This window comes from Arthrobacter sp. SlRoot2-15 (assembly GCF_059739345.1).
The window spans coordinates 1,871,967-1,884,288 of record NZ_AP046058.1 but is presented as its reverse complement, the minus strand read 5'-3'; the positions used below and the strand labels follow the sequence as shown (position 1 = coordinate 1,884,288).

The 12,322-nt window shown below is 67.8% G+C and carries 9 protein-coding genes; 2 read left to right on the top strand and 7 right to left on the bottom strand.

Annotation, left to right across the window (positions count from 1 at the left end):
* The first annotated feature begins 20 nt into the window (after positions 1-20).
* Positions 21-737 carry a phosphatase PAP2 family protein gene (locus tag AC6I9V_RS08560; protein WP_497899081.1) on the top strand — a complete coding sequence of 239 codons (717 nt, stop codon included), beginning with the start codon at positions 21-23 and terminating at the stop codon, positions 735-737.
* Here AC6I9V_RS08560 and AC6I9V_RS08555 read toward each other — a convergent pair.
* The 7 genes from AC6I9V_RS08555 to AC6I9V_RS08525 all read right to left on the bottom strand — a co-directional run bounded on the left by AC6I9V_RS08555 (position 670) and on the right by AC6I9V_RS08525 (position 10,716).
* Positions 670-1,857 carry an MFS transporter gene (locus AC6I9V_RS08555; protein WP_497899080.1) on the bottom strand — a complete coding sequence of 396 codons (1,188 nt, stop codon included), beginning with the start codon at positions 1,855-1,857 and terminating at the stop codon, positions 670-672. The two genes, AC6I9V_RS08560 and AC6I9V_RS08555, sit on opposite strands and share 68 nt — an antisense overlap.
* A gap of 32 nt (positions 1,858-1,889) precedes the next feature.
* On the bottom strand, positions 1,890-3,572 hold the full coding sequence (locus AC6I9V_RS08550) for an ABC-F family ATP-binding cassette domain-containing protein (RefSeq protein ID WP_497899079.1): 1,683 nt from the start codon (positions 3,570-3,572) through the stop codon (positions 1,890-1,892).
* Between the two features lie 52 nt (positions 3,573-3,624).
* The gene (locus AC6I9V_RS08545) at positions 3,625-5,061 is read right to left on the bottom strand and encodes an amidase (protein ID WP_497899078.1); all 1,437 of its coding nucleotides are present in this window, start codon (positions 5,059-5,061) and stop codon (positions 3,625-3,627) included.
* Positions 5,058-6,323: a M20 family metallo-hydrolase gene (locus tag AC6I9V_RS08540; RefSeq protein WP_497899077.1), complete on the bottom strand. Its 1,266-nt coding sequence runs from the start codon at positions 6,321-6,323 to the stop codon at positions 5,058-5,060. Before AC6I9V_RS08540 ends, AC6I9V_RS08545 begins: the two co-directional genes overlap by 4 nt.
* A gap of 44 nt (positions 6,324-6,367) precedes the next feature.
* Positions 6,368-7,627 carry an MFS transporter gene (locus tag AC6I9V_RS08535; protein WP_497900283.1) on the bottom strand — a complete coding sequence of 420 codons (1,260 nt, stop codon included), beginning with the start codon at positions 7,625-7,627 and terminating at the stop codon, positions 6,368-6,370.
* A 453-nt stretch (positions 7,628-8,080) separates the two neighbouring features.
* Positions 8,081-8,998 carry a LysR substrate-binding domain-containing protein gene (locus tag AC6I9V_RS08530; RefSeq protein ID WP_497899076.1) on the bottom strand — a complete coding sequence of 306 codons (918 nt, stop codon included), beginning with the start codon at positions 8,996-8,998 and terminating at the stop codon, positions 8,081-8,083.
* A gap of 35 nt (positions 8,999-9,033) precedes the next feature.
* On the bottom strand, positions 9,034-10,716 hold the full coding sequence (locus AC6I9V_RS08525; RefSeq protein ID WP_497899075.1) for a PucR family transcriptional regulator: 1,683 nt from the start codon (positions 10,714-10,716) through the stop codon (positions 9,034-9,036).
* 113 nt (positions 10,717-10,829) lie between these two features.
* Between AC6I9V_RS08525 and AC6I9V_RS08520 the strand changes: the two genes are divergently transcribed.
* Positions 10,830-12,317: a CoA-acylating methylmalonate-semialdehyde dehydrogenase gene (locus AC6I9V_RS08520; RefSeq protein ID WP_497899074.1), complete on the top strand. Its 1,488-nt coding sequence runs from the start codon at positions 10,830-10,832 to the stop codon at positions 12,315-12,317.
* Positions 12,318-12,322: the final 5 nt, after the last annotated feature.

Sequence of the window (12,322 nt, the reverse complement as noted above, 5' to 3'; positions counted from 1 at the left end):
AGCGCCGCTAGGATGAGGCGATGACCCGAGTGCTGGATCCCCGGCGTGCGCCCACGGGCCGCCTCCTGGCGGCCAGTGCCGCGATGCTGACCGTCGCGGCCGTGCTGGGCGGGATGCTGCTCGCCGACGTTGCCAGGCCCCCATTCCTGGGCCTCGACCACGCCTGGGCCGGATTCATTACGGGCCTGCGCAGCCCGTTCTGGGACGGCATCAACGCCTTCCTGAATATCGCCGGCTACCGCGGCGTGCTGGTGCTCCACGGGCTGCTGGTGGTGGCCCTCCTGGCCCGCAGGCGGCCGCGGGCAGCCGTCTTCAGCGCTGCGGCCGGGGTGGCCGTGCTTGTGGCGACCCAGTTGCTCAAGGCCGCCCTGCTGCGCGAACGCCCGCAGAACACGGTGGTCCTGACCGATACGGGGTCCTTCCCCTCCGGGCACGTCGCCACCACGGCGGCCTTTGTCCTGGTGCTGGCCCTGCTGATGGCGAAGGCCTGGGTGTGGCTGGCGGCCGGGGCTGGAACCGTGGCTATGATGATCAGCAGGACTTACCTGTCGGCGCACTGGCTGACGGACACGGTTGGCGCCCTGTGCCTCGCGGTACCCGTGGTGCTGCTGCTCTGGCTCGGCTGGCAGGGGAGCTGCATCCGGGAGAATGCCGACGCACGCCGGCTGCTTAGCTGGCGCGCAAGGGCCTCGCGGCGCCGGCGAGCAGCAGCGCCCCCAGAATCGGCACCCCGATAGCGAGCAGCGCCAGCCGGATCCCGGTCAGGTCGCCGAGGTAGCCCAGCAGCGGCGGCCCCGCCAGGAAAGCGACGTATCCGATCGTGGAAACCACCGACACCCGTGCGGCAGCGTGCTTCGGGTCGTCCGCGGCGGCGGACATCCCCATCGGGAATGCAAGGGCGGCACCGACGCCCCACAGGGCAGCACCGGCGGTGGCAAGCCAGATGTTGCCGGCAAAAACGAAGAATCCCAGTCCGGCGGCTGCGGCGGCCATGCTGGCCCGAAGCACCGCCACCCGGCCGTACACGTCGATCGCCCGTCCGCCGAAGAAGCGCATCGCGGTCATCGCCAGCACAAAGACCGCGAACAGCAGGGCTCCGGTGGACTGTTCGGCTCCCAGGCCGTCCACGGCGGCCTTGGCGATCCAGTCGTTGCCGGCGCCTTCGGTCAGGGTGGCGCCGAGGACGACGGCGCCGATCAGCAGGGTGCGGCCGTCCCGCCACGCCGACCCAGCGCGGGGAGGCTTGGCCTCTCCCTCGGCCGGAACGGCTGCCGGGACGTGTGGCAGGAAGTACCGGGGCGCCACCAAAGCGGCCGTGGCCACAACGACGGCGATGACCAGCAGGTGCGCCGGCAGGCCCACCCCCAGCGTGGACAGCCCCGCGCCGACCAGTGCACCCACAAAGGCGCCGCCGCTGAACGCGGCGTGGAACTGCGGCATGATGGTCCGGCCCAGCCGGTGTTCGACGTCGGCGCCCTCAATGTTCTGCGAGACGTCCCACAGGCCGATGCCAATGCCGAAGAAGAAGAGTGACACGGCGGTTCCGGCAATGGAACTGGCATTGAGGGACACCGCGATGCCGACGCCCGCGGCCGCTGCCAGGATGCCGGCCGCGCGGACCGTGTTGGCCGTGCCGATCCGGCCGACCACCCAGCCGGCCGTCGGCAGGGCGATCAGCGAGCCGACCGCGACGCACAGCAGCAGGGTGCCCATCTGTCCCGAACTGATCTGGAGGATCTCGGTCACCGCGGGGATCCGGGCCGCCCAGCTGGCGAAGACCAGTCCGTTGATGCCAAATACCAGGAAGGTCGCCGCGGCGGCGGCCTTCAGTTCCGTGGCGCTGGCGGTTCTGCTCATGGGTTCACTGCTTCCGCCGGGTGTGGTGCGGCTCAACGGACACGCTCGACGCGCTTTTCGTCCCAGACCGGCTCGGCCGATTCGTAGACCTTGCCGTCCGAGCCGAAGACCAGGAAGCGGTCGAAGGTGCGGGCGAACCAGCGGTCGTGGGTGACGGCCAGGACGGTTCCCTCGAAGTGGTCGATGGCCCGTTCCAGCGCCTCGGCCGAGTGCAGGTCAAGGTTGTCCGTGGGCTCGTCGAGCAGCAGCAGGGTGGCGCCGGAAAGCTGCAGCAGCAGGATCTGGAACCGGGCCTGCTGGCCGCCAGAGAGGGATTCGTACTTCTGCTCCGACTGGGAGGCCAGGCCGTAGCCGTCCAGGGCCCCGGCGGCGGCCTCGCGGCCGAGCCCGGAGCGGTGTTCGTCTCCGCGGTGCAGGATCTCCAGCAGGGTCTTGCCCAGCAGGTCGGGCCGGACGTGCGTCTGGGCGAAGAAGCCGGGCCGGATCCGGGCGCCGAGTTTCACGGTGCCCTCGTGCGGGACCTCGGCGATTTCGACGTCGGACACCGGCAGGTGCTCCCGCTCCGGGTCGGTGCCGCCGGTGGCGAGCAGCCGCAGGAAGTGGCTCTTGCCGGAGCCGTTGGAGCCGAGCACGCCCACCCGGTCGCCGAACCAGACTTCCGTGGAGAACGGCTTCATCAGCCCGGTAAGCTCCAGCTTCTCCGCCACAATGGCGCGCTTGGCGGTGCGACCGCCCTTGAGCCGCATGGTGACGTTCTGCTCGATCGGCAGCGCCTCGGGCGGCCCGGCCTCGAGGAATTTCGCCAGCCGGGTCTGCGCGGCGTGGTAGCGGTTGGCCATGTCGGAGCGGAACGCGGCCTTGTTTTTGTACATGTTGACGAGTTCCTTGAGCTTCACGTGCTCCTCGTCCCAGCGCTTGCGGAGCTCCTCGAAGCGGGCGTTGCGGTCCGCGCGGGCGTCCACGTAGGAACCGAAGCCGCCGCCGTGGATCCACGCGCCGGCGCCGTTGATGCCCGGTTCCAGCGTCACGATGCGGCCCGCGGCGTTGTTCAGTAGCTCGCGGTCGTGGCTGATGAAGAACACGGTCTTTTTCGACTCGTTGAGTTTGGCCTCGAGCCAGCGCTTGCCGGGGACGTCGAGGTAGTTGTCCGGTTCGTCGAGGAGCAGCAGTTCGTCGGGGCCGGCGAACAACGCCTCGAGTACCAGCCGCTTCTGCTCGCCGCCGGAGAGGCTGGACGCCGGTCGGTGCTGGGCGCGGTCGAAGGGCAGGCCGAGCGCCGCCATGCAGACTTCGTCCCAGACGGTTTCGACGTCGTACCCGCCGGCGTCGCCCCAGTCGACGATGGCCTGGGCGTAGGCCATCTGGGTTGGTTCGTCGTCGTGCTCCACCATGGCCAGTTCCGCCTCGTCGACGGCGCGCGCGGCGGACGCCAGCGCGGGCGGGGCGGCGGAGACCAGCAGGTCGCGGACCGTGGAGTCGTCCCGGACCTGGCCGACGAACTGGCGCATGATGCCCATGTTCCCGGAGCGGCCGATCACGCCTTCGTCCGGGACGAGGTCCCCGGCGATGATCCGGAACAGCGTGGTTTTGCCCGTCCCGTTGGGCCCGATCAGCGCCGTTTTGGTGCCGTCCGGGACCTTGAACGTCACGCCGTTGAGCAGCTGGGTGCCGTCGGAGAGGAAGTAGTCGATGCCGGAAACGTCAATATGAGCCACACAGCAATCCTCCCACGGCGGGTGCGGGGCAGGCGGCGGCGGGGGTCGGTGGCTAGCTCATCACGAGAAGATCCGGCCGACGTGCTGCCCATGGTCGAACAGCTTCTACGGCGGCACCAACAGCGAAGACCATCGCGTCATCGAACGGATGGCCCACGATCTGGACCCCTGTGGGGATGCCGCAGTCGGCCATTCCGCTGGGCACGGCGAGCACGGGACAGCGGTTGGCGATGTTAAACGGCGCCGTCATGTGACCCTGCCAGTAATGGTCGAGCCGCACACCACCCGCGGCGTCGATCCCGTCAAGGTACATCCCGTCTGCGTCTAGGGCAGCGACGGCGGAGACCGGGCAGATCAGGGCATCGAAGCCTGCCATGGCCGCGGCAAGCTCGGCTTGGATGCGGGTCTCCGCCCTGATCCCGTCGATGAAGCGGTTCTCCCCGGCCGCCTTGCGCGCGTCGGCCATGAAACGCCGGGTGTAGGCGGCCAGCAGTTCGGGTGAATCCGCCGTCTCGTCTTCCATCGCCGGGCCCAGCAGGTAGCCGAAATGCGTGAAGATCGTCCGGCTGATGTCCTCCGTGGTCCAGGGCAGTTCGATCTCCTCCACCACGGCGCCCGCGTCGCGGAGCGCGGACGCCACGGCGCGCGTGTTGGCCTCCACGTCCGCGGCCACCGGGTAGTTCCCCAGCCGGATGCACAGCGCGATCCGCAGTCCGGCCACCGAGTCGGCGCCGCCGGCGGGGATGGAAAGCGCCGGGCCGCCGTCGAGGGACGTGTGGTCCCCGGGGTGCCGGCCGGCCATCACGTTGGCCAAGAGCGCTGCGTCCGCGACGGTCCGTGCCATCGGGCCGTCACCGCGGTAGTGGTCAGCGGAGAGCGGCGCCAGCCCGGGAATCCGGCCGTACGGCGCCTTATACCCGACAGTCCCTGTGAAGGCCGCCGGGAGCCTGGTTGAGCCGGCAATGTCGGAGGCCGTGGCGAGCGGGGCGAGGCCGGCGGCCAGCGCCGCCCCGGAGCCGCCCGAGGAGCCGCCGGGAGAGTACCGCGGATTCCAGGGGTTGCGGGTGACACCCCACAACGGGCTGTGGGTGACCGTAGCGCAGCTGTATTCCGGCGTCGTGGTGCGCGCGTGAATGATTCCCCCGGCACGCCGGATCCGGTCGATGACGGGATGGTCGGCCGTCGCACGCTCTGCCTGGCGGGCGACGAGCCCCTGCGAGAGGGTGCGCCCCTTCAGCCCATGCTTCTCCTTGGCGGCTACCGGCAGCCCGAGCAGCGGCTTCAGGTTCCGGCCGCGGGCATAGCTGGCTGCTGCCTGGCGGGCGGCAGGGAGGGCTTCCTCGAACAGGGTTTCCGTTAGGGCGTTGATGCCCGCATTCACGGCCTCCGTCCTGGCTGCCACGGCCTCCAGCAGTTCGAGGGGGGACAATTCCCTGGTCCGGAAGAGCCGCAGTGCCGTGGTGGCATCGAGATAGTGCAGTTCGGTCATGCCACGCCCGCCGCCGGCCGGGAAGCGGTTTCTGCGAGGGCGCCGCCGATGAGCTGGCGGGCGACTCCGGTGAGCATGTCCACTCCGGTCACCATATCGGCGTCGGTGGTGAATTCCCGTTCGCAGTGCGATACGCCGTCCACGCTGGGGATAAAAAGCATCACGGACGGCGCCACGGTGTTCATGGCGACAGAATCGTGGCCGGCCATGGTCTGGATACGCCGCGAGGAGAGGCCGAGATCGGCGGCCACCTTGTCCGCGAGTTCCAGGCCCGTTTCGGGGAAACGGCGGATGGGGCGGATGTCGAAGTCCTTGACGTTGACCTTGATGTCGTGCGCGCGGGCGAGCACGTCGATGTCCGCGATGAGCTTGGCCCGGGCGGCCTTGACGATGTCGGGGTCGCCCGAACGGAGGTCTGCGACGAGATGCACCCGGCGCGCCACCACAATAGGCGAATTGGGTTCGAGGGTCAGCTGGCCCACAGACGAGACGAGGGCCTCGTCGGCGAAATCCTGCGTGACGTCGTGGACCATCAGGATGATCTTCGACGCCGCGACCAGAGCGTCATGCCGGTCCGCCATGGCCGTCGCTCCTGTGTGCGACTGTTCGCCCAGCACCTCGATGTCGAGTTTCTGGGTGTACCAGCTGCTGTCGACCAGGCCTATCGTGATGCCCTCGCGCTCAAGGATCCGGCCCTGCTCGATGTGGATCTCCGCGTAGCTGGCGACATCGGGCCCCTCGGATGTGCCGAGGTACCCGATGCCGTCCAGCGCCTCGCGGACGGTGATGCCCTGCAAGTCGGCAACGGCCAGCATCCGTTCCCTCGGCAGCAATCCGGCGAAGACCGAGCTTCCCATGATGCTCGGGGCGAAGCGGCCGCCTTCCTCGTTGAACCAGTTCACGACCGCCAGGTTGAACCGAGGCGCCGCGCCGCCGTCGGCGATCTCGGCGTCGAGCCGCCGGGCGGCGTGCATGGCGGCGACGACACCATATGCTCCGTCGAAACGTCCGCCGAGCGGCTGGCTGTCGAGATGCGAACCGATGAGCACGTACGGCGCCCCCGGTGTCCACTCCAGCAGCCCGAACATGTTGCCGATTCCGTCCACCCGGAGTTCCCATCCGGCGTCGCGCACCCAACCTGCGAACCAGTCCCGTGTCTGCGCGTCCTCCGCCGTGGCCGCCTGGCGGTCGACACCGTTGTTGGAGGTGGCACCGATGGTGGCCACGTGGTGGAAATCTTGGAGGAAAGCTGCTGGGTGCATGGGAAATCCTTTATGTGTAGCGGTGGCGGGGAGCAGGAGGGGGTTTAGCCGATACGCCCGCGCGTCTCGGGAACCTTGGTGAACAGCACCAGGAGGAGGACGACGAGGGCAGCGGCCGCCATGTAGAAGCCGGGGGCGTGGGGCACACCGGTGCCGCCGACGAGGGCGGTACCGATGAACGGCGCCGTGCCGCCGAAGAGTGCGTAGGCCCCGTTGTAGCTGATCGCCGCCGACGTGAAGCGTGTGCGCGTCGTGAAGATTTCAACGAAGAAGGTATAGCAACCGCCGCCGTAGATGCAGAGCGCGACGACGAAGAGCGCCTGACCCAGCAGCGCGAGCGGCAGGCTGCCGCTCGTCACGAGCATGAAGCTCGGGACCGAGAACAAGGCCAGGGCGGCCGAACCTGCAAGAAGCATCGGTTTGCGGCCAAAGCGGTCACTGAGCCGGCCGCCGACGGGAAGCAGGACGGCGTAGAGGGCCAGGGCCGCGGCATTGGCCAGGAGCGATTGCTCGCGGCTCAGGTGGCCGGTGGTCTGGACGTAGGACACGAAGTACGCCGAGAGGAAGTAGAAGCCCATCGCCGTGAGACCCATAACAAAGATGACCTGGACCATGCGGAGCCTGTTTTCGCGGAAGGCCTCCCGGACCGGGCTGAATTCCTTGGTCTGGGCAGCTTTTGCCTCGTTGAACGCGTCGCTCTCCACGGTGCGGCTGCGGATCCAGACGCCGAAGAGTGCCAGTGGCAGAGCCAGCAGGAACGGCAGGCGCCAGCCCCACGCCATGAAGGCTTCGTTCGGCATCGACTGGCTGAGGATGAGGATCATCGAACCGGCAAAGACGGAGGGTAGCGCGGTGGCGGCGATGGTGATGTTGAGCCAGAACCCTCGGCTCTTCACGGGGGCGTGCTCGAAGACAAAAGACGGTGCCCCCACGGATTCCCCGCCGGCGGAGAAGCCTTGGATGAGACGGCAGAGGACCAGCAGGACAGGTGCCCAGGCCCCGATCTGGCCATATGTTGGGAGCAGCCCCATGAGTGCGGTTGCCCCGCCGATGGCGATGAGCGTGATGGTCAGGACCCGGCGCCGGCCGATTCGATCGCCCAGGGCTCCGAAGAACAACCCTCCGATGGGGCGGACCACGAACGCGACGCCGAACGTGGCGAAGGTCGCCAGCATGGCCGCGACAGGGTTGCTGCCCGGGAAGAAGAGCTGCGAGAAGATGACGGCGGTTAGTCCGTAGAGCGTGAAGTCGTAGAACTCGATGAACTGGCCGATGCTGCCTCCGGCCAGAACCCGCTTCTGCATTTTAGTGATGGGCGGGATTCCGGGGCCCGTGCCCCGGCGCTCGGTCGCTGTGGCGGTCCCGGAGACCGGAGGCTGGTCCGTGATGTCGTTGATCGTCATGACTGCCACGCTAGAGTCGCCGTGTTTCCGGAGTCCTGTGGCGTGTTACGGCCACGGGAAATGACATCTGACATTGTTGCCGCCGTATTGCCGGCATGCCCCTGCCAGGACATGCTTCGGACACATGGGGCGTAAATCGGAACCATTGAATCTCCTTTGATCAACATGGCTTTCGCGCTGGCGATTCGGCCGGGGGCCGTCGCTGCGGGGATTTTCTCGCCGGAGAGTCTCCGTCATCACCGCACTGCAGCAACTGTGTGTGATCCGCTTCACATGTGTCCAATTGATAGTTTTTGGAGGCCTAATCGATTTTGTCGATGCCAACTCCGCTTCCCCGGTGCCACCTGCGGGGAATCAGTGCCGCGCGGCACCGTACAGTCGGATGCACGTCTCCTCGAAAGCCAGGGCCCTGCGGGTGGGCGTGACCCCCTCCGGACGGACCAGCATCACTTCGATCGGGGGCAAATCATCGGTCAGGGTAAGCGCCACGACCCTTCCCCCGGAGTAGGTCAGGTCGCTGTGGAGCCGCTGGTTGAGCATCGCGTACCCGTGGCCCTTCGCCACGAATGACCGGACCGTTTCATAGCCTGCAAACCGGTGCCGGACATTGGGTGTCACCCCGGCGATGGCGTAAAGTTGCTCGTAGTATTCCCGGCTGTGCGGCAGGTCCAGCACCACGGACGGTTCGCCGTCGAGCTCCTTGAGGGCTATGCTCCGCTCGGAGCGGACAGCCGCGGGATGCTCGGCGTGGACCAGCACATGGGGCGGCACCCGCTCCAGCACCGTGCGGGTGAATCCCCGGCCCAGGCCGAGGCCATACATCAACGCCACATCGCACTGCCCCTCGAGCAGCGCGGACTGCAGGCTGGCCAGGTCGGCCTCGAGGAAGGAGACCTCGACTCCCGGATGCTGGCCTTCGAAAGTCTGCAGAATAGCCGGGAGCCTGAACGGTGCCAGCGGCGCAAAAACCCCGACTTTGAGTTCGCCGACCAGGCTCGTCGCCAGCCCCCGGGCCGATTCGTATAGGGAATCGGCATGTTCCAGCAACACCTTGATGTCCTGGACCAGTTGCCGGCCCGAGGGCGTCAGCCTCAGGCCGCGCGTCCGCAGGCGAACAAACAGCTGCGTGGCCAGGCTGGTCTCGAGCTGGGCCATCGCCGTGGAAAGCGTGGATTGGGTCACCAGCAGCCGCTCGGCCGCGGCCGTCATGTTTTCGAGCTCTGCCACCACAGCGAAATATCGAAGCTGGGTCAGGGTAAAGGGCTTTGCCATGGGTCAATGCTCGCACTCTGCGTGGATCCGCATGGTCACAGGGCCCGCAGCCGGTGCAGGAGGAGTGCGACGTGCAGCGAAGTCCGCGATTCGGCGTCGTCGAGGTCGACGGCGAGGAGCTCCTCAAGCCTGCCCAGCCGGGCGTAGAGCGTCGGCCGGCTGAGGAAGCCCCTGCGGGCGAGGGCGGCTTTGTTGCCACCGGACTCCAGGTACTGACCGAGGAGCTCAAGGTAGCCTTCCGCGCCCCGGGCCTCGGCATGAAGTATGCCCTCCAGCTCGGACTCGACGAATTGTTGCACGCGGGGATCCTTGCGCAGCAGGGCCAGCAGCCCGCGCAGGCGGACGTCAGTCGCCCGGTAGAACGGCTTGCGGTCGCCCGGCAGGGTCGCCGCCGTTTCGGCGACGTGGGAGGCCTCGTCGATGCCCGCCGCCGCCTCCAACAAAGAACCCCGCAGACGGCCGACGCCGATGCTCCACTCCACGTCCGTGGGGCCAGCCGGCCGGGTTCCGTCGAGGGACGCTCCCGACTGCGGGGCGGCGTCCCCGGCGAGGGCCCCGGCCAGGCGGTTGAGCATCGAGTCTTCGAGTTGTTTCGCCGGAATCGCCAGGATCATGCCGACCGAGCCTGAACGGATACTCGCGGTCAGCGCGGTGCCGGAGACAGACTTCAGTGCCCGGGCGAGCTGCTCCAGCAGTGCGCGCTCCTCCTGCTGCCCGGCGAGTGGATCTCGGCTGGATGCAGGGTCGTCGGGCGGGGCGGCGGAAGATGCTCCGCGGCTCCGGAACACGACCGGAACGTAATAGGGCGCGCGCCTGAGACCCAGGGCGGCGGCTCGGGTCTGCGCTTCGCCCTCGCCCAGCCCGCGCGGTTGCCGCAGGGCATTGAGAAGCCCGGCCTGCGCCTGGTGGCTCAGCTCGCGGCGGTCCCGCTCGGCCAGCCGATTGATGGCCAGCGTCTGCGCGGCGCGCTCCAGGACCATGGCCGCCGCCTCGTCGTCGTCGAGCGGCACCGGAACCACGAGTCGTCCCCAGAGTTGCCCGCGCACGCCCACCGGCGTCTGCAGCCAGGCCTCGGCGCCACTCCGTGATGTCTCCGGAGCGGACGGGGTGGTGCGCGACCTGCGCTCCCAGTCGTCGAGGAGCTCGACAGTAAGGAGCTTGCCGGCCGAATACGCGAGGACGAGATGCGAGAGGTCCTCCAGGACTACCGGGGCACCGATCATGACGGCCGCCCGTTCCACGACCTGCTCCGTCCCTGCGCTTTCCAGGCTCAGCACCGTGAACGCCTCGTGGACATCCCGGGCCCGTTCCACCCGCTCCAGCTGCTCGGCGACAATCATCCGGTGCACGATCTCCGTAATCTGCACGAAGCGCACCCGCCGCTCCACCACAATCACGGGGAGCGCCGTGCCGAGCGCGGCCAGGCACAGTGCTTCCAGGCTGCGCGTCCGGTTTCCGGTGATTTCCACAATCAGGCCTGCTGCCCCGGCGTCCTCCAGCGACCGGATGAACGATTCCGTGCGACCGGGCGCCTTCTCCAGTTCGAGGCCCGTGGTGAGCACCAGCTCCCCGCCGGACAGCAGTCCGGAAATATCGAGTACTTCGCTCACATGGACCCAGCGGACAGGTTGATCCAGCGCCCCTTCGCCGCCGAGGAGCCGGGGACCTGCCTCGCGCAGCACGGGAAGGCCGAGAATCGAGCGGACGGTGGGCAACATTTACAAAGTGTAAAACACATCATCAATCTCTTTACACACCGACCCTTATGGTGTGCCTCCGCGCCGGACACACTGGACGCAACAGCCACGCCACCGCGCATGAGGAGAACTACTTGAACATCATCGAGCACTGGATCAACGGCAGCTACGTTCCGGCCGGCAGCCGGACAGCCCCTGTGACGAACCCGGCGACGGGCAAGGTCACTGGCCAGGTTTCGCTGGCCAGCCAAGACGAGAGCCACGCCGCCGTCGCAGCGGCCAGGGCCGCATTCCCCGCCTGGCGGGACACCTCCATCGCCCGCCGCACCCAGATCCTCTTCGCGTTCCGCGAACTGCTCAATGCCCGCAAGGGCGAGCTCGCCGCCATCATCACGTCCGAGCACGGCAAAGTCCTGGATGACGCCCTTGGGGAAGTGACCCGGGGGCAAGAAGTGGTGGAATTCGCCTGCGGCATCCCCCACCTGCTCAAGGGCAGCTACACGGAGAACGCCTCCACCAGCGTGGATGTCCACTCGATCCGGCAGGCACTGGGACCGGTAGCCATCATCAGCCCGTTCAACTTCCCGGCCATGGTGCCCATGTGGTTCTTCCCGCTTGCCATCGCCGCCGGCAACACCGTCGTCATCAAGCCCAGCGAAAAGGACCCCACGGCCGTCAACTGGATGGCCGAACTCTGGAAGGAAGCCGGGCTGCCCGACGGCGTCTTCAACGTCCTGCACGGCGACAAAGTGGCCGTCGATGCCCTGCTCAGCCACCCCGATATTAAGGCCGTGTCCTTCGTCGGATCCACGCCGATCGCCAAATACGTCTACCAGACCGCTACGGCGAACGGGAAGCGCGTCCAGGCCCTCGGCGGCGCCAAGAACCACATGATTGTCCTGCCCGACGCCGACCTCGACCTCGCCGCCGACGCGGCGGTGAACGCCGGGTTCGGTTCCGCCGGCGAACGGTGCATGGCCATCTCGGCGCTCCTCGCGGTGGGCGGCATCGCCGACGAGCTCGTGGCGAAAATCGCGGAACGTACGCGGTCGCTCCGCACCGGAGACGGCCTCCGCGGCTGCGACATGGGCCCGCTCGTCACGGCAGTCCACCGCGATAAGGTCGCAAGCTACATCGACGCCGGAGAGGCCTCCGGCGCCACGCTGGTGGTCGACGGGCGCAACGTCGCAGCCGACGCCGAAGGGGACGGCTTCTTCGTCGGCCCCACACTCTTTGACAACGTCACCCCGGACATGTCCATCTACCAGGACGAAATCTTCGGCCCGGTCCTGTCTGTGGTGCGTGTTGACAGCTACGAGCGGGCGCTGAAGCTGATCAATGCCAACCCCTATGGCAACGGCACTGCCATCTTCACGAACGATGGCGGCGCGGCCCGCCGCTTCGAGAACGAGGTAGAGGTGGGCATGGTCGGCATCAACGTCCCTGTACCTGTCCCCATGGCCTACTACTCCTTCGGCGGCTGGAAGAACTCGCTGTTCGGCGATACCCACGCCCACGGCACCGAGGGCGTCGGGTTCTTTACCCGGGGCAAGGCTGTGACCTCCCGCTGGCTGGATCCCAGCCACGGCGGCATCAACCTCGGTTTCCCGCAGAACGCGTGACCAGC